Below are 23,460 nucleotides of genomic sequence, written 5' to 3' on the forward strand. Positions count from 1 at the left end.
CGTACCCGTCCTCGGGGCAGATCGGCTTCAACTATCTGGGCCGGTTCTCCGCCGCCGACATGCCCGAGCACCTGCGCGGACTCGGCTTCACCCAGATCACCGGCCTGGACCTGGCGGCAGACCTGGACGCCGACATGCCCGCCATGTCCAGCCTGGAGATCAACTCCGCGGTCGTCGACACCGACCAGGGCCCGCGACTCGACGCGGTCGTCGCCTTCCCCGAAGGTGTCCTGAGCCGCGCCGAGGCCGAGGAACTCACCGGCCTCTGGTTCGAGGCGCTCACCGCGCTGGCCCGGCACGTCGAGTCCTCCGGCGCGGGCGGCCGCACCCCCTCCGACCTGCCGCTGGTCGATGTCACCCAGACCGACATCGAACGCTGGGAGCAGCAGTACCCCGCCCTCGCCGACGTCTGGCCGCTGACCCCGCTGCAGTCCGGACTGCTCTTCCAGTCGATGCTGCACGACGACGACGCCGTCGACGCCTACCAGATGCAGATCGCCTTCCACGTCACCGGTGAGGTCGACCCGGCCAGGATGCGGGCCGCCGCCCAGGCGCTGCTCGACCGCTACGCCAACCTGCGCACCGCGTTCGTGCACGACGCCGCGGGCCGCCAGGTGCAACTCGTCGTCGACGGCATCGACGTCCCCTGGCAGGAGACCGACCTCAGCCACCTGCCCGAGGACGAGCGCGAGGCCGCCTTCGAGGCCTTCCTCGCCGAGGACCACCACCACCACTTCGATCCGCTCGTCCCACCGCTGCTGCGGTTCGCCCTGCTCAAGCTGGGCCCCGAGCGCTACGAACTGGTACTGACCGCCCACCACGTCCTGTTCGACGGCTGGTCGTTCCCGATCGTCATGACCGACCTGCTGCGCCTGTACGGCTCGGCCGGCGACGCCTCGGTCCTGCCCCGCACCCGCGGCTACCGCGACTTCCTGGTCTGGCTCTCGCAGCAGGACGAGAGCGAGACGGTCCGCGCCTGGGCGAACGAGCTCGACGGCATCGACGAGCCGACCCTGGTGGTACGGGGCGACGCCCGCTCCCACGCCGGAGACGACCGCGACACCTCCGCCGCCGGCCAGGTCGACGTGGTGCTGCCCGCCGACGAGGCACGCCTGCTCAACCGGCGTGCCTCCGAACTCGGCGTCACCGTCAACACCCTGCTCCAGGGGGCCTGGGCGGTGCTGCTCGGCGAACTCACCGGCCGCACCGACGTGGTGTTCGGAGCCACCGTCTCCGGGCGGCCGCCGGCCGTCACCGACGTCGACTCCATGGTCGGCCTGTTCATCAACACCCTGCCGGTGCGGGCCCGCTACAGCCCCGGCGACAGCCTGGCCGACATGCTGCGGCGGCTGCAGGGCGACCAGGCCGCGCTGCTCGACCACCACCACCACTCGCTCGCCGAGATCCACCGCGCCACCGGCATGAGCACCCTCTTCGACACCCTGGTCGTCTTCGAGTCCTACCCGGTGGACCAGGAGGGTCTCAACGAGGCCAACACCGCCGGCGGGATCTCCTTCAGCGGCATCCGGCCGTTCTCCGGCACCCACTATCCGCTGACCCTGATGGCCGACGCCGACCCGCACCTCCGGCTCGCCCTGCAGTACAAGGAGAGTGTCTTCGACCGGGCCACCGTCCAGTCGCTCGCCGACAGCCTGCAGCTCGTCCTGCGGCAGCTGGCCGAGGACCCCGGACGCCCCATCGGCCAGGTGGAGGTCCTGCGGGCCGCCGAACGCGACCGGCTGCTGCACCAGTTCAACCATGCCGACACCCCCGCGCCGGAGGTGACCCTGCCCGAACTGTTCGCCCAGCAGGTCGCCGCCACCCCCGACGCCGAGGCCGTCACCTGCGACGGCACCACGCTCACCTACCGGGAACTGGACACCCGCGCCGACCGGCTCGCCCGCGAGCTGGCCGCCCGCGGCGTCGGACCGGAGACCGTGGTCGCGGTCGCCCTGCCCCGGTCGGTGGACCTGGTCGCCGGGCTCCTGGCCGTACTGAAGGCGGGCGGCGCGTACCTGCCGGTCGACCCGAAGTACCCCAGCCACCGCCTGGCGCACATCCTCGACGAGGCGGCACCGGCACTGATCCTCACCGACACGGGGACCCGGTCCGTGCTGCCGCCCGCCGAGGTGCCGCACCTGTACCTGGACACCCTCGGCGAGATTCCGCCGCCGGACTCCCCGCAGGCGCCCGCGCTGCGCCCCGGCAATCTGGCGTACGTCATGTACACCTCGGGCTCCACCGGAAAGCCGAAGGGCGTGGCCATCACCCACAGCAACGTCGTCAACGGCGTACTGCGGCTGGCCATCCGGATCGGCTCCGCACCCGGCCGCCGGATGCTCGCCGGCACCTCGGTGAACTTCGACGTCTCCGCGTTCGAGATCTTCACCACGCTGTGCACCGGCGGCACCGTCGAGGTCGTCCGCGACGTCCTCGCACTCGCCGAACGGGACGGCTGGGACGGCGACGTCATCTCCACCGTGCCCTCGGTGTTCGCCGAGATCCTCGACCAGATCGCCTCCACCACCCGCCCCGACACCCTGGTCTTCGCCGGCGAGGCACTGCCCGCAGGCCTGGTCCGCCAGATCCGCGAGACCTTCCCCGGCGTCAGGATGGTCAACGCCTACGGGCAGAGCGAGTCCTTCTACGCCACCACCTTCACCGTCCCCGACACCGCCGCGGACGACGCCTGGGACGGCTCGGGCAGTGCCCCCATCGGCTCCCCGCTCGGCCACGTCCGCGCCTACGTGCTGGGCCCCGGGCTCTCGCCGGTGCCGGTAGGCGTGGTCGGCGAGCTGTACATCGCCGGTGACGTCGGCCGCGGCTACCAGGGCCGGGCCGACCTGACTGCCGAACGGTTCGTCGCTGGACCCTTCGGCGCGGCCGGCGAACGGATGTACCGCACCGGCGACCTGGCCCGCTGGAACACCGACGGGCAACTGGAGTACGTCGGCCGCGGCGACTCCCAGGTCAAGATCCGCGGCTTCCGCATCGAACCCGGAGAGGTGGAGGCCGCCCTGGTCGCCCACCCGGGCGTCGCCCAAGCCGCCGTCGTCGCCCTGGAACGGCGCGGCGCGGGCAGGCAACTGGTCGCCTACGTGGTCGGCGAACGGGACGCGGCACCCGACCCGGCGCAGCTGACGGAGTTCGCCACCGAAAAGCTGCCCGCCTTCATGGTCCCGGCCGCCTTCATGGTCCTGGACCGGCTCCCGCTCACCCCCAACGGCAAGCTCGACCGGGCCGCGCTGCCCGTACCGGAGTTCGCCGGACAGGAGTACCGGGCACCACGCACCGAGACCGAAGAGATCCTCACCCGGCTCTACGCCGACGTCCTCGGCCTGGAGAAGGTCGGCATCGACGACGACTTCTTCGCCCTCGGCGGCCACTCTCTGCTCGCCGCCCGCCTGGGCAGCCGCATCCGCGACCACTTCCAGGCACCGCTGCCGATGCGGGCCCTGTTCCAGGCACCCACCGTCGCCGAACTCGCCGGTCACGTCGAGCAGGCACTGCGGACGGCACAGGACGCCTCGCAGGCGGGCGGGGACGACCCGTTCGCCCAGGTGCTGCCGCTGCGCACCGGCGGCGACAAGGAGCCCCTGTGGTGGATGCACCTGGCCGGCGGCCTGGCGTGGCCGTACCTCAACTACAGCGCCCACCTGCCCGCTGACCGCCCCTCCTACGGCCTGCAGGCCCGCGGCCTGAACGGCACCGAGGAACTGCCGGACCGGCTGGAAACCCTGGTGGACGACTACGTGCGCGAGATACGGTCGCACCAGCCCGAAGGCCCCTACCACCTGATCGGCTGGTCCTTCGGTGGCGCGGTCGCCCACGCGGTCGCCGCCGCTCTCACGGAGCAGGGGCACCAGGTCGCCCTGCTCGCCCTGCTCGACACCGCTCCCGGCGGGCACTTCGCCAATGACCCCGACCTCGAGCTCGGCCAGGTACGCGCCCTGCTCAGGGACCATGCCGGCGAACTCGTCGGCGACGGCGAGGAACAGCTGCTCGCCACCGCCTCCCGGCTCCTGGTCAACAACGTGGAGATGCTCAAGCGGTTCCGGACGCCGGTGTACCGCGGGGACGTGCTGTTCTTCAACGCCACCCGCAACCCCGAGGCGCCCTACACCCACCAGTGGGAGCCGTACGTCACCGGCACCCTGACCGTCCACGACATCCCCAGCACCCACCACGAGATCTGCGCACCGCAGCACGCGGCCGCCGTCGCCGGGGAGATCGCCCGCGCGCTCGCCGCACGGCACCGGTCCGCCTGACCACCCGTCGGGGAGCGCGGCACGCTCCCCGACGGGTCACCCGCCCCGCCTTCATTCGAGGATGTGCACCCGCATGTTCGTACCCGCCCCCTACCGCCGGCCGGACGGGTCCTGGATGACCGACCTGCTCACCGGGAACCCGCTCGCCCTGATGACCTCCAACGGGCCCTCCGGACACGACCCGTACGCCACACACCTGCCCGTCATCCCTGACCCGGACATGCCGGGCGAGTGGTCCGACGACCTGGCCGGCGGCCTGCTGCTCGGCCACATGAACCGGGCCAACCCGCACTGGAAGGCACTCGCCGACGGCGACCCCGTGCTTCTGGTCTTCACCGGCCCGCACGCGTATGTCTCACCCACCGTCTACGGCGTCACGCCCGCGGCGCCCACCTGGGACTTCACCGCCGTCCACGTCCACGGACGGCTGCACAAGCTGGAACCGGAGGAACCCGGCGACGCCACCCTGGCGGTGGTCAGAGCCACCGTGAGCGCCTTCGAGGGACGGTTCGGCGACGGCTGGGACATGACCGACTCGCTGGACTACTTCCACAAGATCCTGCCCGCCGTGGGCGGCTTCCGGATCGAAGTCACCGGCGCCGAGGGCATGTTCAAGCTCAGCCAGGAGCAGGACCCCCATGTCAGCGCCCGGGTACGCGATTCCTTCGCCGCCTCCGGCTCCACCCGGCACCGCGAGACCGCCGCTCTCATGGACCGCCTGCCGGCCCGGGGCTGCCCGCACGCCGCCTGATGAACACCCGCGCACACTGATTCCGAAATTTGAATTTCCGGGCACTGCACGGAATTGACTGTCCGTCATCGACAGGCGTAATTTCTTGAATGCCCCGGAAAAGCAGAGAAGAATCGCCAGCAAGATTCGCGAAAAACCACCGGACGTCATCGACGGGAGATATCGCATGGGAACCAAGGCTGAGATCTACGATGTGGTGGGCGTCGGATTCGGCCCGTCCAACCTGTCGCTGGCCGTGGCGCTCGAGGAGCACGACAGCACCAGGAACGGCACCCCGCTGAAAGCGGCGTTCTTCGAGAAGCAGCCGGAGCTCGGCTGGCACCGCAACATGCTGCTGCCGTCGGCGAAGATGCAGATCTCCTTCCTCAAGGACCTGGCCACCTTCCGCAACCCGGCCTCCCGTTACAGCTTCGTCTCCTATCTGCACGCGGCCGGCCGCCTCGCCCAGTTCGTCAACAACCAGGATTTCTTCCCAACCCGCCAGGAATTCCACGACTACCTCGAATGGGCCGAGTCGCATTTCTCCGACCGGGTTTCCTACAGCTCCGAGGTGCTTTCGGTGAAGCTTCCCTCCGGCCCGGGCCGCTCCCCGGCCGGGCACGTGGAGGTCGAGGTGCGCGAACAGCGGCTCGGCGGCCGCACTCGGCTGGTCAAAGCCCGCAATCTGGTGGTCTCCACCGGTCTGGTGCCGAGGATGCCCACCGGCATCGAACGCGACGAACGGGTCTGGCACAGCTCGGAGTTCCTCGCCAGGTTCCGGGCCCTGGACCCGACGCAGGTCAAACGGGTCGCCGTGGTGGGCGCCGGCCAGAGCGCCGCCGAGATCGTTCGCTTCTTCTACGACGAGCTGCCCGGGGCCACGGTCTCGGCGGTCATGCCGTCCTACGGGTACTCGATCGCCGACGACACCCCCTTCGCCAACCGCATCTTCGACGCCGACGCGGTCGACGACTACTACGGCGGCACCCAGCGGGCCAGGGACGCCTTCTGGCACTACCACCGCAACACCAACTACGGCGTGGTGGACGACGAGGTGATCCGCGACCTGCACCAGCGCGCCTACGACGACGAGGTGCGCGGCACCCCCCGGCTGGACTTCCGCAACCTGTCCCGGGTGGACAGCGTGAAGCAGACCGGCGACGACGTCCGGATCACGATGCACTCGGTGCGCGACGACTCGACCCACCAGCTCGACGTCGACGTCCTGGTCTTCGCGACCGGCTACGACTCCATGGAGCCCTCCGGGCTCCTTGGCGACCTGGAGCCCCACTGCCTCCGTGACGAGCAGGGCCGGCTGCGCGTACAGCGCGACTACCGGCTCCTCACCGATACCGAGGTGAACTGCGGCGTCTACCTGCAGGGAGGGACCGAGCACACACACGGCCTGGCCTCCTCCCTCCTGTCCAACATCGCGGTCAGGAGCGGGGAGATCGCCGACTCGATCGCGGAGAGGAGGAGCTCCCGGCAGTACGACGCGGCGTGAATCCACGCCGCACGATTCCTTGAGAGACGGAGTGTGCCCATGAACACCAACCCGTTCGACGACACCGACGGCCGGTTCTACGTCCTGGTGAACGAGGAGGAGCAGTACTCGCTCTGGCCCACCTTCACCGACGTGCCCGCCGGCTGGCGTGTTGCGTACGGCGAGGAAGGCCGTAAGGAGTGCCTGGAGTACGTCGAACAGCACTGGACCGACATGCGGCCCAAGAGCCTGCGGGAGACCGCCGGCGTGAAGTGACCCCTCTCCCCTGCACGGACAGCACGGATCGTCCGTACGGCGGGAGCCACCCCGAACGCACGACAGGAGCGACGAGGAGATGACGAGCGTGGGCCCGTACCGGCCGACGACGCCCGGGACGGGCCCGGCGCTCGACTCCCCGCCCCTGACCCGCACCACCCACGACTTCGCAGTTCCCCCGCACCGCACCGCCATCCGCCCACCCCTCCCGGAGCCGTCATGACGTCCGTACCGGTGCACGACCGCAGGGCCACTCGCCGCCACTACCTCATGTGCCGCCCCGACCACCTCGGCAGCGGCCGCAGCCTCCGCCCCGGGACCGACCGGGCCAAGCCGATCGACGCCGAACTGGCGCTGCTCCAGTGGGAGGACCTGTACTACCTCTACCTCGAACTCGGCCACCGGGTGGACCTGGTCGCCCCGGTACCCGAGGCGCCGCAGATGGCCCTCGTCGCGCACGGTGCCACCGTGATCGACGGCAAGGTGCTCGGGACCCGTTTTCGCGACCCCGCGCGGGCCGCCGGGGCACCCGCCCACCTGACCTGGTTCCGGGCCAACTGCTTCCCCGCGGTCCGCGAGGCGGACCACCCCGGCGAGGGCGAAGGCGACTTCGCGGTCACCGCCGACTGGATCCTCGCCGGGCACGCACCGGGGCCGGTCCCCGAAGGACACCGCGAGGCCCAGGAGTTCTTCGGCCGGCCGGTGATCTCCCTGGAGCTTGCCGACCCCCGCTTCCCCCGCCTGGACACCGCGCTGTGCGTGCTCACCGGCGACGAGATCGTGTACCACCCGGAGGCCTTCACCCCCGCCGCCCGCGCGGTGCTCGCCCGGCTCTTCCCCCACGCACTGACCGTCGGCCGCGACGACGCGGAGGAACTCGGCCTGAACGCGGTCTGCGACGGCCTGAACGTGGTGCTGCCCGAGTCCGCCCAGCGGCTCGCCGCGCAACTGCGCGGCCGCGGCCTGCGCCCTCACACTCTCGACGTGTCGGAACTGCGCAAGGCCGGCGGCGGCATCAAGAGCTGCACCCAGGAACTGCGCTTCTGACCAGCACGCTCCGGCCGCAGTCCGGCCGGCGAGCACGGACCGCGGCGCCACCCGCACGCCGCCCGTGCCCGCGGGCGCCCGCCCCACCACCCCGGGGCGGGCGCCCGCGCACGTCCGTGTTCAACTGCACAGCCTTGTGACGGCGTCACGGTGACAGCAGGCTGACGCCCATGGACCTGACCCCCTACCTCGACACCCTGCGGCGCGAGCTGGCCACGGCCGCCCGCGCTGCGGGCGAGGACGCCGAGGTGTGCACGGGCCGGCTGCTCGCGGCACTGGAACCGGCCACCCGGCTCACCCTGCTGCGTCTGCTTTCGGACGCGGCGGGGGAGATCAGCCGCGACCTCGCGCCCGTCACGGTGGGGGTGTTCCTGCACGGCACCGAACCCCGGTTCGCCGTCACCCGCCCCGGCGACCAGGACCTGCCTCCCGCCCCGCCCCGGGACCCGGACCCGCGCCCGGTGTCGAGGGTCAGCCTCCGCCTGCCCGAGCCGCTCAAGACCCGGGCCGAACAGGCCGCCGCCCGGGAAGGGAGCTCGCTCAACGCCTGGCTGGTCCGCCTGGCCCGCACCCGTCTGGAGCGGCCCGCACCGACGGCCGCCCTCATCCGTTCCACCGTCCAAGGAGAGCCATGACCGTCATCGCGCCGGAGACCGTCGAGCTGACCTCCGAGCTGATCAGCGACCCCGAGCGCGGCTACACCGCGCTGCGCCGCCAGGCCCCGCTGGTGCGGGTGACCCTGCCGGGCATCGAGACACCGGTCTGGCTGATCACCCGCTACGAGGACGCCCGCGCCGCGCTCGCCGACCCCCGCTTCGTCCGCGACCAGGCCAAGGTCCCCGGGTACGTGCAGGACGGGCCGAGCATCGCCCAGCAGATGATCGACGCCTACGGGCTGCCCGCCGAGTACCGCGACTACCTGGGCATCATGGTCCTCGTCGACGGCGCCGAGCACACCAGACTGCGCGCCCTGGTCACCAAGTCCTTCACCGCCCGCCGGATCAACGCGCTCAGGCCGCGCCTGGAGCAGATCACCGCCGACCTGATCGCGCCACTCGCCGCCCGGCAGGAGGCCGAACTCCTCGAGGACGTCGGTTATCCGCTGGCGTCCACCGTGATCTGCGCACTGATCGGCGTCGACGAGCCCGACGTGGCGGACATGCGCACCTGGATCCGCGAGTACGCCTCCGGCGACCCCGAGCTGTTCGTGCCCGCCCTGCGCAACATGGTCGAGTACGCCAGGGGCCTGATAGCCCGCCGCCGCGCACAGCCCGCCGACGACCTGGTCTCCGCCTGGATCGCCTCCGGCGACGAGGCGGACGGCGGTCTGACCGAGACCGAGATGGTCGCCCTGGTGCTGCTGCTGGTGAACACGGGCATCACCCCGCCCGCCCTGTTCATCGCCGCCTCGGTCCTGGCCCTGCTGGACCACCCCGACCAGCTGGCACGGCTGCGCGCCGAACCGGAGCTGATCACCCGCGCGGTGCCCGAACTGCTCCGCTTCACCTCACCGGTCCCGATGGGCGCGCCGCTGTACGCCACCGAGGACCTGGAGTTCGCCGGCATGCCGGTCCGCAAGGGCGAGGCGGTCACCAGCGCGCTGCTCGCCGCCAACCACGACCCGGAGGAGTTCACCGCCCCCGAGAAGCTCGACATCACCCGGGACCTCGGGCGCGGGGTGGGCCACGTCGCCTTCGGTCACAGCGCGCACTACTGCATCGGAGCCGCGCTCGCGCGCCTGGAGGCCGAGGTCGTCCTCGACCAGCTCCTCGTGAAGCGTCCGGGTCTGACCCTCGGGGCCGCACGCGACGAGCTGGAGTACTTCGACCTGCCCGGTGAGGGCCGCCACCTGCGCGCCCTGCCCGTCCGCCTCTGACCCTCCTGCCCGCCGGGACCGGCCCTCTGCGTGACGGGGCCGGCCCCCGGCGCCCGGCCCGCACGGTCTCCCCCGCCGTGCGGGCCTTCGCGCTGCCCTTCGTGCGGATCCCGCGCTGCACAGGCCCGGCCGGACGCAGGACACAGCCCGGGTACAGCGACCCTTGAACACCCCTGCAGTTCCACTCGAGTCCTGCGGTACAACCGAACGGAGGCGGGGAAGCCCCACTGGCGTGACCGCCGTCCGGTCCCTGGCGGTTGCGGGCTCCGCCGTGCCGCCCCCCGCCCCCCGCCGCACTGCCCGACTGGGAGGACTCGCCCGTGCCCGAGACCGTGCTGCCCGAGGTACCCCCCGCCGCCCGCCGCCGGGCCGGTGCCTTCGTGCCCCTCCGGGACGGGGCGGGCCCCGGCCCGCTCCTGGTGCTGCTGATCGGCCCCGCCGGCAGCGGCAAGAGCACCGCGGCGGCCGCCTGGCCGGAGGCGGACGTGGTGACGTCCGGTGCCGTCCCGGGCCCGGCCGCCTGGTGGCCCTCACCCGGCACCTCGTGCCCGCGGGAGCTGCACTGCCTGGTCACCGAAGTGGAGGGACGCCTGGCCCGGGGCCGGACCTGCGTCGTGGACGCGGCGCTGACTGAAGGCGCCGACCGCGCGCGGCTGCTGACCGTGGCCGAGCGGTACGGCGCCCCGCCGGTGGCTCTGGTGATGGGCACCCCGCTGGGGCTCTGCCTGGAACGCAACGCCGCGCGTCCGCGCCATCGCAGGCTGCCGGGGGACACCGTGCGCGCACAGTACGCCCGCACCCGCGACGCCGTAGCCGGCCTGCGCGCCGAAGGGTTCGCCCGGATCGAGATCCTGCACGGCGGCTCCGCACACGGTTGAACGCTTGGGCGGCCCGCCCCTTCTGACGGACAGTCGTGCCGTCGCCGACCAGGAGGGGAACATGACAGTGCGGGTAGCGGTCGCCGGTGCCAGCGGCTACGCGGGAGGGGAGCTGCTGCGCCTGCTGCTCGGTCATCCCGGAGTGGAGGTCGGCGCGCTGACCGGCAATTCCAGCGCGGGAGCGCGCCTGGGCACGGTCCAGCCCCAACTGGCTCCGCTCGCCGGGCGGGAGCTGGTACCCACCACCACCGGCGAACTGGCCGGACACGACGTGGTCTTCCTGGCACTGCCGCACGGGCAGTCCGCCGCTCTGGCCCGCGAACTGGGCCCCGACGTGCTGGTGGTGGACTGCGGCGCGGACTTCCGGCTGCGTGACGCGGCCGACTGGGAGAAGTTCTACGGCTCCCCCCACCCGGGCACCTGGCCCTACGGCCTGCCCGAACTCCCCGGCGCCCGTACCGCGCTGGCCACCGCCACCCGGATCGCGGTGCCCGGCTGCTACCCGACCGCCGTCGCCCTCACCCTCTTCCCCGCCTACGCCGCCCGGCTGGCCGGGCCCGAGGCCGTGGTGGTCGCCGCTTCCGGCACCTCCGGAGCCGGCCGCACCCCCCGCCCGCACCTGCTGGGCAGCGAGGTGATGGGGTCGATGACCCCGTACGGCGTGGGCGGCGGCCACCGCCACACCCCGGAGATCGCGCAGAGCCTGAGCCAGGTGGCCCGGGAGCGGGTCACCGTCTCCTTCACCCCCACGCTCGCCCCGATGTCCCGGGGCATCCTCGCCACCTGCTCCGCCCCGGCCCTGCCGGGTGTGAGCGCCGAGGACGTCCGCACCGCCTACGCCAAGGCCTATGCCGACGAGCCGTTCGTCCGCCTGCTGCCCGAGGGGCAGTGGCCCGCCACCGCCGCCGTGCGCGGCGCCAACACCGCGCAGGTCCAGGTCGCCCTCGACGAGACGGCCGGCCGGATCGTCGCCGTCGGAGCCATCGACAACCTCACCAAGGGCACCGCGGGCGGTGCGGTGCAGAGCATGAACATCGCCCTCGGACTGCCCGAGTCCACCGGGCTTCCCACGATCGGAGTCGCACCGTGAGCGTCACAGCAGCACGAGGGTTCACCGCGGCGGGCGTCGCCGCCGGGATCAAGAGCAACGGCAGTGCGGACCTGGCCCTGGTGGTCAACACCGGCCCGTGCCGCGCCGCCGCGGGCGTCTTCACCTCCAACCGGGTCAAGGCCGCACCCGTGCGCTGGTCCCGGCAGGTCCTGGCGGACGGCAGGCTGACAGCGGTGGTCCTCAACTCCGGCGGTGCCAACGCCTGCACCGGGCCGGCCGGGGAACGCGACGTCCGCACCACCGCCGAACACACCGCACGCCTGCTCGGCATCCGTTCCGACGAGGTGGCCGTCGCCTCCACCGGCCTGATCGGCGTACCGCTGCCGATGGACAGGCTGCTCCCGGGGCTGGACAGCGCGGTCTCCGCACTCGGTCCGGACGGCGGCAGGGCGGCGGCCGTCGCCATCAAGACCACCGACACCGTGCACAAGACGGCGGTGTTGCGCGGGAACGGCTGGACTGTGGGCGGCATGGCCAAGGGGGCGGGCATGCTCGCCCCGGGGCTGGCCACCATGCTGGTCGTGCTCACCACCGACGCCGTCGTCGAGGCCGCCGAGCTGGACCGGGCGCTGCGCGCCGCCACGCGCACCACCTTCGACCGGGTCGACTCCGATGGCTGCATGTCCACCAACGACACCGTTCTGCTGCTCTCCTCCGGAGCCTCCGGCAACGTCCCCGACCCCGGGGAGTTCTCCGCGGCCGTCCGCACGGTCTGCGCGGACCTGGCCCGCCAGTTGATCGGTGACGCCGAGGGCGCCACCAAGGACATCCGGATCGAGGTTGTCGGCGCCGCCACCGAGGACGACGCCGTCGAGGTCGGCCGCGCCGTCGCCCGCAACAACCTGCTCAAGTGCGCCCTGCACGGCGAGGACCCCAACTGGGGCCGGGTGCTCTCCGCGATCGGCACCACCAAGGCCGCCTTCGATCCCGACCGGCTGAACATCGCCATGAACGGGGTGTGGGTCTGCAAGGACGGCTCCATCGGCGAGGACCGCTCCCATGCCGATCTGAGCGGCCGGGAGATCCATATCACCGCCGACCTCGCCAACGGCGGTGAGTCCGCCGTGATCTGGGCCAACGACCTGACCGCCGAGTACGTCCACGAGAACAGCGAGTACTCCTCATGAGCGCACTGAGCTCCCTGACCCCCACCGGTCTGGCCGCGGCCCGCAAGCACACCGCGCTGCCCAAGGCCGACGCCCTGGTCGAGGCGCTGCCGTGGCTGGCCCGGCACCGCGGCCGCACCGTGGTCGTCAAGTTCGGCGGCAACGCCATGGTCGACGACCGGCTCAAGGCGTCCTTCGCCGAGGACATCCTCTTCCTCTACCACGCGGGACTGCGCCCGGTGGTGGTGCACGGCGGCGGCCCGCAGATCAGCCGACAGCTCGACCGGCTGGGCCTGGAGTCCCGGTTCGCCGCCGGACTGCGGGTCACCTGCGACGAGACCATGGACGTCGTACGGATGGTGCTGGCCGGCCAGGTGCAGCGCGAACTGGTCGGCCTGCTCAACCGGCACGGTCCGCACGCGGTCGGCCTGACCGGCGAGGATGCCCGGCTGATGACGGCGGGCAAGGCGTACGCACAGGTCGACGGCGAGCGGGTGGACATCGGCCGGGTCGGTGAGATCACCGATGTGGACGCCGGGGTGGTCCGGGCCCTGCTCGACGACGGACGCATCCCCGTGGTCTCCTCCATAGCCCGCAGCGGTGAGCCCTCCGACGCCGCGGAGGGCTCAGGTGTCTTCAACGTCAACGCCGACACCGCCGCCGCGGCGCTGGCCGGTGCGCTGGATGCCGAGATCCTCATGTTCCTCACCGATGTCGAGGGCCTCTACCGGGACTGGCCGCACAGCGACGAGGTGATCTCCCGGCTCACCGTCACCGAACTCGCCGCGCTCCTGCCCGGCCTGGCCAGCGGGATGATCCCCAAGATGCGCGGGTGCCTGGATGCGGTGGCCGCCGGCGTGCGCAGCGCCCGGGTCATCGACGGCCGGGTCCGGCACGCGGTCCTCCTGGAGATCCTCGCCGACGACGGCATCGGCACCATGGTCGTCCCCGACGACACCGCGCCCGCCCGTCCCCGCCCCGCCCCGGCCGCCTCGGGCAGGGGACCGGGCGGCCAGGACGGTACGGCCGTGATACGGCAGGAGACGGCGGCATGAGCGCCCCGGCGTCCCCGAAGGGAACGGTCCGCGGGCCGTCGGCAGCCCGGCCCGTGCCCCCGCTGACGGAGCGCTGGCGCGAGGCCATGACGGACACCTTCGGCACCCCGCGCCTGGCCTTGGCCCGGGGCGCGGGCACCCGGGTGTGGGACGACGGCGGCAAGGAGTACCTCGACCTGCTCGGCGGTATCGCGGTCAACGCCCTCGGTCACGCCCACCCGGCCGTGGTCGAGGCGGTCACCCGGCAGCTCACCACCCTCGGCCATGTCTCGAACCTGTACGCGGCCGAGCCGGCAGTGGCGCTCGCCGAAAGGCTGCTCGCCCTGGCCGGCCGTCCGGGCCGGGTCTACCTGTCCAACTCAGGGGCCGAGGCCAATGAGGCCGCCTTCAAGCTGGGCCGGCTGACCGGCCGTCGGCACATGGTCGCCGCCCACGGCGGCTTCCACGGCCGCACCATGGGCGCGCTCGCCCTGACCGGCCAGCCCGCCAAGCGCGACGCTTTCCACCCGCTGCCCGGCGACGTCACCTTCGTTCCGTACGGCGACACCGCCGCACTGCGGGCCGCCGTCACCGCGCAGACCGCGCTGGTGATGCTGGAACCGGTGCAGGGCGAGGCCGGGGTCGTCACCCCGCCGCCCGGGTACCTCGCGGCGGCCCGGGAGATCACCGAGGCCACCGGGACGCTGCTGGTCCTGGACGAGATCCAGACCGGGGTCGGGCGGACCGGCCACTGGCTGGCCGCCCAGGCGGAGGGAGTCCAGGCCGATGTGATCACCCTGGCCAAGGGGCTCGGCGGCGGGTTGCCGATCGGCGCCACCCTCGCCTTCGGGCCGGCCGCCGGGCTGTTCACCCCGGGTTCCCACGGCTCCACGTTCAGCGGCAACCCCGTGGTGTGCGCGGCAGCGCTCGCGGTCCTGGACACCCTGGAGCGGGAGGACCTGCTCGACCATGTCCGGCGCCTGGGGGAGCGGCTGCGCTCCGGGATCGAGGAACTGCGCCACCCGCTGGTCGCAGGGGTACGAGGCCGCGGACTGCTGCTCGGCATGGTGCTCTCCCGGCCCGTGGCCGACCGCGTGCAGCGCGCTGCCGAGCAGGCCGGGCTGCTGGTCAACGCGGCCGCCCCGGACGTGATCCGGCTGGCCCCGCCGCTCATCCTCTCCGACGCCGACGCGGACCTCTTCCTGGACCGGCTCCCCGCCGTGCTGGACGCCGTGGCGCCGTACTGACCCGACGTCGCACCGAACCGGGGATTCCGTACGTCCCCACCTCCCTGCACACCCCCACACACCCCCACCCCGTATGACGGCCGGCTCCCGCCCGGTCGGAACGCCAGGACCGGCAGCGTCCCGGACGGTTCGGAGCAAACCCCTGCGGAACGGGACAGGCTTGCGTCTCGCCGGTCAGGACTGGGCTCAGAGGGACCGGAATAGGACTAGATAAAAAACCGCGAAGTTGGTTTGATACTGCCAGTCCGCTCCTGTCGGCTCCGGCTGCCGGAACCATGCCGCTCGAAAGGTTGAATGATGGAAGAACGACACCCACGCCGCTGGCTCATCCTGGTGGTGTTGTGCCTCAGCACATTGGTGCTGGTGGTCGACAACATGGTGCTCACGGTCGCGGTGCCGACGATCACCGAGCAACTCGGAGCCACCGCCCAGGACATCCAGTGGATCCTGGAGTCCTACATGCTGGTCTTCGCCGGCCTGCTGCTCACCGCCGGAAGCCTCTCCGACAAGTTCGGCCGCCGGAAGGTCATGGTGATCGGCCTGGTCCTGTTCGGCGCGGCCTCGGCCCTCGCCATGGAGGCCACCAGCCCCGACCTGCTCATCGTCGGCCGCGTCCTGATGGGTGTCGGTGGCGCGCTGATCATGCCGAGCACCCTCTCCATCCTGATCACGGTCTTCGACGAGACCGAGCGCCCCAAGGCGATCGCCGCCTGGAGCGCGGTGGCCATGGTCGGCCTGGTCGGCGGTCCGCTCCTGGGCGGCGCCCTGCTCGCCCACTACTGGTGGGGAGTGGTCTTCCTGATCAACATCCCGATCGCCGCGCTCGCCATCGTCGCCGCGCTGGTCCTGATGCCGGAGTCCAAGGGCCCCTGGCGCAAGGCCGACCCGGTCGGCATGGTCCTGTCGGTGGTCGGCATGACCGCCCTGGTCTGGACGATCAACGAGCTGCCCAAGGGCGGTCTGTCCCACACCGGCACCCAGGTCTCCCTGGCTGTCACCGTGGTCGGCCTGATCGCCTTCGGCCTCTGGGAGAAGCGCCACCCCTCCCCGATGGTCCCGCTCGCGCTGTTCCGCGACCGAGTCTTCACCGGCGCCAGCTTCTCCCTGGTCCTGCTCACCCTCGCCAACGGCGGGCTGATGCTGGTCCTCACCCAGTACCTGCAGTTCGTCCTCGGCTACACCCCGACCGAGACCGGCCTGGCCTTCACCCCGCTCGCGGTGGCAACGCTGCTTTTCAACACCATCGGCGCCTCGCTGATCGCCAAGACCGGCAACCGCCCGATGGCCGTCACCGGCCTGCTCGTCATCGCCTCGGGCTTCGCCCTGCTGTCCACGCTGTCCACCGGTGACAGCTGGATGGTTCTGGCCGGTGCGATGTGCCTGATGGGCGCGGGCAGCGGTCTGGCCATGCCGGCCGCCATGGCCGCCATGATGGGCGCCATCCCCGAGGAGCACGCCGGTGTCGGCTCCGCGCTGAACGACACCATCCAGCAGGCCGGCGCCGCCCTCGGTGTCGCCGCCCTGGGCGCCGTCCTCACCGGGGTCTTCTCCTCCCGCCTGCCGGACGGCGCCTCCGAGGCGGCCCGGCACTCCATCGGTGATGCCCTGGCCGAGGCCGGGCAGGACAAGAGCCTGCTCGCCCCCGTCCACGAGGCCTTCACCCAGGGCATGTCCGCCAGCTTCCTCGCCGGTGCCGCCGGCGTGGTGGCCGCCGCGGTCCTCGCCCTCTTCCTCATGAAGGAGCCCAAGGGGGCGCACGCCGATCCGGCCGTCGGCACCGGCGCGCAGGCTCCGGACCAGGCCGAGGGGCACAACCGGGAGGAGAACCTGGCGGTGCGCTGACCGGCCGCCAACCGCGTCACCCCGGAAAGCTCCGGGCCGGGCCTGCCCCGAGTCCGGTCCCGGAGCCGCCGGCAGGGCGGTGCCGCACGACCTCTGAGACACCGAGCCTCAGGAATCGTCCGGCACCGCCTTTGCCGTGTCCGCCCATCTCGTACGCCCGCCTTCAGGGGGAGTCCATGACCTTCACACCCGTGACCGCGCCCGTTCCGCCCCGGCCCGCCGCCCCGCCCGCTCCCGCTCCACCCCGCCCGGGCACCCTGCGCCGGACACTCGCCTGGACCGCCGACTTCGCACTGATCCTGCTCTTCGCCTGGCTGCTCGGCGGCCTGACCCTGCGCCGTGTGCTGGCGCACGTCGCCGAGGCCGCCGATCTCGTCCAGTCCAACGGCTGGGATCTGCTGACCAGCCCCGGGAACGCCCTCGACCGGACCGAGCACCTGCTGGGGACGATGTGGCACGAGATCGCCGTCCTGGTGATCCAGGCCCTCGCCCTGCTGGTGGCCGGCACCTTCCTCTACCACTGGGTCTCACTGGCCCTCTTCCGGCGCACCCCCGGCAAGATGTTGGCCGGCCTCGAAGTCGTCCCCTGCACCCGGAGCGCCGCCGCCGTGCGCGCGGCCGTGAGCACCACCGCCGATGTCGCCTGCTTCGCGCTCGCCTGTTGCCTGCTGGTGTTCGGGGCGTTCGCCGCCGCCTTCACCGTCTGGCTTCTGTCGGTGATCGTCTTCTGGTCCAACGTGCTGCCGGCCCTGACCGACTCCGGTCGGTCGATGGCCGACCGTCTGGCCGGAACGACCGTGGTCCGGCGCTTGCGTCCTTGACCTGGGACCTCAAGCCGCTCCGCAAACCGTCATCCTGGTTTTTCAACTGTCCAATCCTGATGGGTTGCACGGACCTCCAGGGCGCGGGCCGCCTTAAAAAGCGTGATCGGTCTGTTACTCGGAGATGCGCGAAGAGGGCCGGGGGGTGTCCCCGGCCCTCTGCCTGTGCTTGAGGCGGTCGGCTCAGGCCACCTTCGGCGCCGCCCGCATCCCGATGTACACGCACGCCGTGCCGTCCGAGAGCGTGGAGAACACCACGGGCATCCAGTCCGCGCTGTAGGCACCGCTGCCCGGACCGGCGAAGACGGTGGGGGAGAGCGGCACCAGGTCCATCTCCAGCGGCGGCGAGAAGTCCTTCATCCCGTCGACGAACTCGTACACCAGATGCGCCGTGCCCTCCCGCTCGGTGACCGTGATGACCACGCCCTCCCGCCGGTAGACGCCCGTCAGCGGCGCCAGGTCCACCGCGGGCGGCTGCTCGGGGGGAGCGAACGCTGCGGGCATCCGCACCCCGGCCAGCGACTGCAGCAACTCCCCGAACAGATCCTCGTAGAGCCGGCGTGCGTCCCCGCCGTTGGTCAGCAGCACCAGGGCGACCTTCGCCTCGGGTGCCACCCGCAGGAACCCGTACTGCCCGATCGATGCGCCGTCATGGCCGAAGCCGGGAGTGCCCTCCCAGTCGTACAGCGTCCAGCCGAGTCCCCAGCCGTCCGCGCTCACCGTCCACTTGTCGGGGACGTCCACCTCGCGCCGCTGCATGGTACGGACGGAGTCGGCCGACAGCAGTCGCTCGCCCTCGGGCAGTCGCCCCTCGTCCAGGTGCAGCTTCGCCAGCCGGGCCACGTCGCCGGCGCTGGCGAGCACCCGGCCGTAGGGGCCGGCCGAACGCGGCATCAGGTCCCAGGCGGGGGCCGGGGCCGGCTCCTCACCCAGTTCGCCCAGGTGCCCCATGGCCGCCCGGTGCGCGAGTGCCTCCTCCGGCAGGGTCATGGTCTGTTCCAGCCCCAGCGGAGCCAGCAGGCGTTCCTTCAGCGCGGTGTCCCAGGTCTGCCCGGTGAGCACCTCCACGATCCGGCCGAGCACGTTGTATCCGAGGCTGCTGTAGGAGACCGCGGTGCCCGGCGGGCAGTCCAGGCCGACTTCGCGCGCCGCCTCCACATAGCGCGCCAGGCAGTCGTCACCGCGCCCCGAATCGTAGGTGAAGTCACAGGTCAAACCGCTGGTGTGCGAGAGCAGCTGACGGGGCGTGATGATGCGGGAGGCCTCCTCGTCGGCGACCGTGAAGTCCGGCAGGACGGCGCGGACCGGAGCGTCGAGGTCCAGGTTGCCCTCGTCCACCAGCTGCATGATCAGCGTCGCGGTGTAGATCTTGGCGAGTGAGCCGAGTTGGAAGACCGAGTCGGTGGTGGCCTCCACTCCCGTGCCCCGGTGGAGCACCCCACTGGCCAGCTCATACACCTTGCCGTCGACCAGGACCGCCGCGGTGGCGCCGGGGACGTGGTGCGCTGAGCGCAGCTGGTCCAGGCGCGACTGCCAGTGGTCGAGGTAGAGGCCGAGCCCGCTGGAGTCCGCCGCCCCCCAGTCGCCGCTCACCGTCCAGTTGCCGTCGGCGTCCCAGGTCATGTTCTTCGGCAAGGCTCCTCCTCCGTTGTGCACACTGTTCCCCCGATGCGAACATCGTACGCATCCGGGGATCGTGTACGCAACGGCGGTAATCGGTCACGCCGTGTGCAACCTCCGGACGCCTCCACGGCCGCCCGCACGAGGGCGGGATCCCGACCGTAGAACTCGGCCTTCCGCATCGGAAGCCGTTCATACGGGCGCCCGGGACCTCCTTGTGCACAGCACGCCTTCAGCGGTGCAGTGTCGGGGCTCGTACCCGCCGTCCCGTCCGGAGTGCCCCCATGCCGCGCCCCCCGCACCGCCCCGCCCGCCGTTGCCCGAGCGCCCCCACGGGCCGAGCCCGGCGCCCAGCCCGGGAGCGCACACTGTACGAACGATGCGCACACCGTAAGCTGACCCGGCCCGCCGTCCCGGGGCCCGAAGAACGCAGAGAGTAGAAGGTGAGGACCACGCATGCCGCAGGGCCAGCAGCAGCCGATCCCCTCCGTCTGGACCCGCCCCCGTCCCCGACGCGAGCACCTCACCCGTGAACGCATCGTCACCGAGGCCGTCGGCCTCCTGGACGCCCGCGGCATCGAGGCCCTCAGCATGCGCGCCCTGGGCACCCGCCTCGGCGCCGGTGCCACCTCGCTCTACCGCCACGTGGCCACCAGGGACGAGCTCATCGAACTCGTCGTCGACGAGGTCTACGGCGAACTGGAGATCGCGCCCGCGCCGGACCGCGCCGCCTGGCGCCCGGCAGTCGTCGACGCGGCGACCGCCCTGCGGGCGATGGTGCTCCGCCATCCCTGGGTCGCCTCGGTCCTCAGCCAGGTCGGTCTCTCCCACCTCGGCCCCAACGTCATGCGCATGTCCGACCGCATGCTCGCCCTGTTCGAGACCGCAGGCTTTCCCGCCGAAGAGACCGACAGCGCCATGAGCACCGTCGTCTCCTATGTCATCGGTGTCGCGACCAGCGAGGCCGCCTACCTCTCCATGATCGCCCGCAGCGGCGGCACCGAGTCCGACTGGCTCCGCGCCCTGCGCCCCGCCGTCGAAGCGGCCACCCGCGCCCACCCCCACCTGCACGCCGCCCAAGTCGCCCAGCACGACAGGGCCCCCCGTGCCGTCCGTGACGACACCTTCGACTACGGCCTCCAGCGCATTCTCGACGGCCTCGCGGCACGCCTGGAACAGCTGGGCCACGCCGAGGCGGCGGGAACGTGAAGTGACCCGTACGGGATCGGACGCGCGCGCTCGCCTGGACTCATCGGTGCTCGCTGCCCGGGCCGCCGCACGGGAGATCGTTCCCTCCCGCTGACGCGACGGTCAGGCGGTGCGGCAGAACACCGCAGGGCCGACGGGTGCCGCGGTGAGGGTCATGCTCGTGAACGCGGGACGGGCGGTGCGGGTGGGGGCTGCAGACTGCGAGGTGCTCCGCGCGAAGACGAGGAGACGCAGCACCACGAACCGCGCGACGCCCGCGAGCGCGGAAGCGGACAGATAGACGACCTGCTCGAGCACCACACCGGGTGCCGCCACCGACTGCTGCAGGACAAACATCGCCGCACAGGTGACTCCGTACGCGGCTGCCGCGGACCCGGCCGACTGCGCATGCTGGCGCCAGGTCGCGTGTCCGCCCGCGCCGAAGGTGAAGCGGGCGTGCAGCTCGGTGGCGATGAGCGTGGAGACCACGGTGATCAGGGCGTTGGCCAGGACCCAGGGAATCCAGGAGGCGAGGGCCGCCACGGCGAAGCTGGAGGCGAGCCCCACTCCGCCGCCGCACAGCACGAAGCGGGCGAAGGCGGTGAAGGCGCCGGGTGCCGTCTGCCGCCGGCTCTGCGCTGTCTCCATGATCCGCCCCCTCGATCACTCACGTTCTGTTTCCTGTGATGGAAACGCTACGTTGCATTCGAGCAGATGGCAACGAATCAATTGCATATAGGACCTATAACCGCAGTTCAAAGCCATTAAATCGTTGCAATGGCCCAGCGGCTAACGCAATACATGAAGCCTGTTCATTGCAATGATCTGACGGTGAACGCTCCGTGAGGGGCGCCCACTCGGCTTGCGCTCGGTCTATCCGTGCTCCGCACCCGGCTCGGAGTTGTCACCCGGGGCTGCTTCGGGTTTGGTGCGGAGGATCTCGCGGGCCTGTTCCGCGGCGCGCGCGGTGCTCTCGGAGACGAAGTCGAGGAAGCGGGCGATGTTCTCCAGGCGGGTGGCGGCCGGGGTGCCGGAGACGAGGACGTGGACGCCCTGCCGCGCGGTCTCGACGATGTGAGCGATGGACCGGGCGCTGGTCATCATCGACTGGTACCAGATGTCGTCGTCGACGACGTAGCGCTCGCGACGCCCTTCGTACTGCTCCCGGCGGACGAGGTCCTGGCTCTCGAGGAACGCGATGGCCTTGGAGACGGACGCCGGGCTGACCTGGAGACGCTGGACGAGTTCCGCCGCAGTGAGGCTGCCCGTGTCGGTGAGTGTGAGGCAGGCCAGTACCCGGGCCGTCATCGTGGGCATACCCGAAGCCATCATGACGGTCGTGAGTGTCTCCCCGTACTCGCGCACCGCCTCGGGGTCGCGCCCATAGGCCTGCTCGGGTGCCCCGCCCTCTCGCGGTGCGGTCTGCCGGCGGCGGTGGGCGCGGCGTTCGGTGGCGCGGTGGGCCAGGTCGGCGCGATAGGCGGTGGGGCCGCCGTTGCGCATCACCTCACGCGTGACCGTCGAGGTCGGCCGCTCGAGGCGCCGGGCGATCTCCGCGTAGGCGAGACCGTCGGCCAGTCCCAGCGCGATCTGCTGGCGTTCCTGCTGGGTGAGCCTGCCTCCTGGCATCACGGTCTCCTTCGTCCCCTGCGGTGTGGTTCTCGGTGCCGTGAGCGTAGCGTTCGATCTCAAGCTATTGCAATGATTGGAGACTCGCTCGTTGCGTTAATACCGAAGCCATTGCAATGATTTCAGGTACTCACCTGCTCCTATGCTCATTATGTGCAACGTCTATGTTGCTCAATGCATGAACGCAACGTAGCCTTTCGGGCATCAGAAACTGCGACCCGCCGGAGGGCACGATGCAGAAGTTCGACACTCCCGCCCCGATCTCCGCCGTCTTCGACATCCAGGCCGGCCGGGTGCAGGTCATCGCCGCCGACCGGACCGACACCAGGGTCGAGGTCCGGCCTGCCAACCCTGCGAGGAACAGGGACGTCAAGCTGGCCGAGCGGACCGCGGTCGAATGCGCCGACGGCATCCTGCGGATCACGGCCAAGGCTGCGACGACGAACCGGATTCTGGGACCGTCCGGCTCGGTCGAGGTAACCGTACGACTGCCCGCGGGCTCCCACATCACGGCCAAGGCGGCCGGCGCCGAGTTCCGGGGCGTCGGGCGGCTGGGCGAGGTCGCCTTCGACGGGGCTCAAGGCCGGGTCAAGCTCGATGAGGCCGCCGGCGCCCGCTTGGCCGTCCTGGCCGGGGATGTCATCGTCGGCCGCCTCACCGGCCCTGCAGATGTCAGCACCCACAAGGGCGACATTCGCATCGACGAGGCCGTCCGCGGCACCGTCACGCTCCGCACCCAGCAGGGCCAGATCTCGGTCGGCGCCGCTCGCGGAATCTCCGCCACCCTTGACGCCGGCACCTCCTTCGGCCGCATCGACAACGCCCTCAAGAACAGCGACGGAGCCGCGGCCGACCTGAGGATCCACGCCACCACCACCCACGGCGACATCACCGCCCGCAGCCTGTGACCCTCGGCCGGAAGCCGAGATCACGGCCCAGTCCAGAATCTATCCAGAATTAAAAATGAAGCACACCGAGTTGACAGGACTTTGGTCCCAGAGGGTGAGCAGCCAGAGTCAGACACACCCACTCCCTCTCCTCGCCGCCCGCGTCGAAGGCCCGTTGCCTGCACCGCGCAGCGGGGCCGGCCTTTTGGCCGCGTAGCGGCCCGGGTGGCTGGAGCGCAGCGGAGGCCACCCTCACGGGGCCGTAGGCCCGCAGCTCCGGGAGCGCAGCGGACGGAGCGTCACCCGCCTTGCGCAGCAAGGCAGGTGTGCTGCTCGCGCAGCGAGCAGCAGCTGCTCACGCGGAGCGTGAGCGCAACTCCCGCGCGCAGCGCGGGAGTTCGCTTGCCCATCGCGCAG

The 23,460-nt window shown here is 71.5% G+C and carries 19 protein-coding genes; 16 read left to right on the forward strand and 3 right to left on the reverse strand.

The annotated features are described in order from the left end of the window. The 14 genes from ACIRDU_RS38265 to ACIRDU_RS38330 all read left to right on the forward strand — a co-directional run. The coding region (locus ACIRDU_RS38265; protein WP_403588786.1) for an amino acid adenylation domain-containing protein at window positions 1-4,268 on the forward strand (4,268 nt) is incomplete at its 5' end. A gap of 73 nt (window positions 4,269-4,341) precedes the next feature. After that, the gene (locus ACIRDU_RS38270) at window positions 4,342-5,019 is read left to right on the forward strand and encodes an FMN-binding negative transcriptional regulator (protein ID WP_403588788.1); all 678 of its coding nucleotides are present in this window, start codon (window positions 4,342-4,344) and stop codon (window positions 5,017-5,019) included. A gap of 166 nt (window positions 5,020-5,185) precedes the next feature. After that, window positions 5,186-6,502: a lysine N(6)-hydroxylase/L-ornithine N(5)-oxygenase family protein gene (locus ACIRDU_RS38275; protein ID WP_403588790.1), complete on the forward strand. Its 1,317-nt coding sequence runs from the start codon at window positions 5,186-5,188 to the stop codon at window positions 6,500-6,502. A 39-nt stretch (window positions 6,503-6,541) separates the two neighbouring features. Further along, a complete protein-coding gene (locus ACIRDU_RS38280; protein WP_391215409.1) occupies window positions 6,542-6,757 on the forward strand; it encodes an MbtH family NRPS accessory protein in 216 nt (71 codons plus the stop codon). A gap of 219 nt (window positions 6,758-6,976) precedes the next feature. Next, window positions 6,977-7,804, forward strand: a complete 828-nt coding sequence (locus ACIRDU_RS38285) for a dimethylarginine dimethylaminohydrolase family protein (RefSeq protein WP_403588792.1) — start codon at window positions 6,977-6,979, stop codon at window positions 7,802-7,804. A gap of 170 nt (window positions 7,805-7,974) precedes the next feature. Continuing rightward, the gene (locus ACIRDU_RS38290; protein ID WP_403588794.1) at window positions 7,975-8,439 is read left to right on the forward strand and encodes a hypothetical protein; all 465 of its coding nucleotides are present in this window, start codon (window positions 7,975-7,977) and stop codon (window positions 8,437-8,439) included. Next, complete coding sequence (locus ACIRDU_RS38295; RefSeq protein WP_403588796.1) at window positions 8,436-9,680, forward strand: cytochrome P450; 1,245 nt, start codon at window positions 8,436-8,438, stop codon at window positions 9,678-9,680. Before ACIRDU_RS38290 ends, ACIRDU_RS38295 begins: the two co-directional genes overlap by 4 nt. Before the next feature lie 320 nt (window positions 9,681-10,000). Next, on the forward strand, window positions 10,001-10,558 hold the full coding sequence (locus ACIRDU_RS38300) for an AAA family ATPase (protein WP_403588798.1): 558 nt from the start codon (window positions 10,001-10,003) through the stop codon (window positions 10,556-10,558). A gap of 61 nt (window positions 10,559-10,619) precedes the next feature. Beyond that, a complete protein-coding gene (gene argC, locus ACIRDU_RS38305) occupies window positions 10,620-11,648 on the forward strand; it encodes an N-acetyl-gamma-glutamyl-phosphate reductase (protein WP_403588800.1) in 1,029 nt (342 codons plus the stop codon). Next, on the forward strand, window positions 11,645-12,796 hold the full coding sequence (gene argJ / locus ACIRDU_RS38310) for a bifunctional glutamate N-acetyltransferase/amino-acid acetyltransferase ArgJ (protein WP_403588802.1): 1,152 nt from the start codon (window positions 11,645-11,647) through the stop codon (window positions 12,794-12,796). The genes argC and argJ overlap by 4 nt, the downstream gene beginning before the upstream one ends. Beyond that, entirely contained in the window at window positions 12,793-13,830 is a 1,038-nt protein-coding gene (argB, locus tag ACIRDU_RS38315; protein ID WP_403588804.1) for an acetylglutamate kinase, read from the forward strand. Before argJ ends, argB begins: the two co-directional genes overlap by 4 nt. Then, window positions 13,827-15,056 (forward strand): acetylornithine transaminase, encoded by a 1,230-nt coding sequence (locus ACIRDU_RS38320; protein WP_403588806.1) that lies wholly within the window; start codon window positions 13,827-13,829, stop codon window positions 15,054-15,056. Before argB ends, ACIRDU_RS38320 begins: the two co-directional genes overlap by 4 nt. A gap of 294 nt (window positions 15,057-15,350) precedes the next feature. Further along, a complete protein-coding gene (locus tag ACIRDU_RS38325; protein ID WP_403588808.1) occupies window positions 15,351-16,898 on the forward strand; it encodes an MFS transporter in 1,548 nt (515 codons plus the stop codon). A 176-nt stretch (window positions 16,899-17,074) separates the two neighbouring features. Continuing rightward, window positions 17,075-17,719 (forward strand): RDD family protein, encoded by a 645-nt coding sequence (locus ACIRDU_RS38330; RefSeq protein ID WP_403588810.1) that lies wholly within the window; start codon window positions 17,075-17,077, stop codon window positions 17,717-17,719. Window positions 17,720-17,902: 183 nt separating this feature from the next. On the opposite strand, the gene ACIRDU_RS38335 is transcribed toward ACIRDU_RS38330, so the two are convergent. Beyond that, window positions 17,903-19,354, reverse strand: coding sequence for a serine hydrolase domain-containing protein (locus tag ACIRDU_RS38335; protein ID WP_403588812.1), 1,452 nt, complete (start codon window positions 19,352-19,354; stop codon window positions 17,903-17,905). A gap of 441 nt (window positions 19,355-19,795) precedes the next feature. Between ACIRDU_RS38335 and ACIRDU_RS38340 the strand changes: the two genes are divergently transcribed. Then, complete coding sequence (locus tag ACIRDU_RS38340) at window positions 19,796-20,548, forward strand: TetR/AcrR family transcriptional regulator (RefSeq protein ID WP_403588814.1); 753 nt, start codon at window positions 19,796-19,798, stop codon at window positions 20,546-20,548. A gap of 102 nt (window positions 20,549-20,650) precedes the next feature. Here the strand turns inward: ACIRDU_RS38340 and ACIRDU_RS38345 are convergent, their stop codons facing one another. Both ACIRDU_RS38345 and ACIRDU_RS38350 read right to left on the reverse strand, forming a co-directional pair. Further along, the gene (locus tag ACIRDU_RS38345; RefSeq protein ID WP_403588816.1) at window positions 20,651-21,175 is read right to left on the reverse strand and encodes a GtrA family protein; all 525 of its coding nucleotides are present in this window, start codon (window positions 21,173-21,175) and stop codon (window positions 20,651-20,653) included. 225 nt (window positions 21,176-21,400) lie between these two features. After that, the gene (locus tag ACIRDU_RS38350) at window positions 21,401-22,156 is read right to left on the reverse strand and encodes a helix-turn-helix domain-containing protein (RefSeq protein ID WP_403588818.1); all 756 of its coding nucleotides are present in this window, start codon (window positions 22,154-22,156) and stop codon (window positions 21,401-21,403) included. A 233-nt stretch (window positions 22,157-22,389) separates the two neighbouring features. Here ACIRDU_RS38350 and ACIRDU_RS38355 point away from each other — a divergent pair, with 233 nt between their 5' ends. Beyond that, complete coding sequence (locus ACIRDU_RS38355; protein ID WP_403588820.1) at window positions 22,390-23,064, forward strand: DUF4097 family beta strand repeat-containing protein; 675 nt, start codon at window positions 22,390-22,392, stop codon at window positions 23,062-23,064. Window positions 23,065-23,460: the final 396 nt, after the last annotated feature.

This window comes from Streptomyces sp. NPDC093598 (assembly GCF_044764825.1).
Classification (GTDB): domain Bacteria; phylum Actinomycetota; class Actinomycetes; order Streptomycetales; family Streptomycetaceae; genus Streptomyces.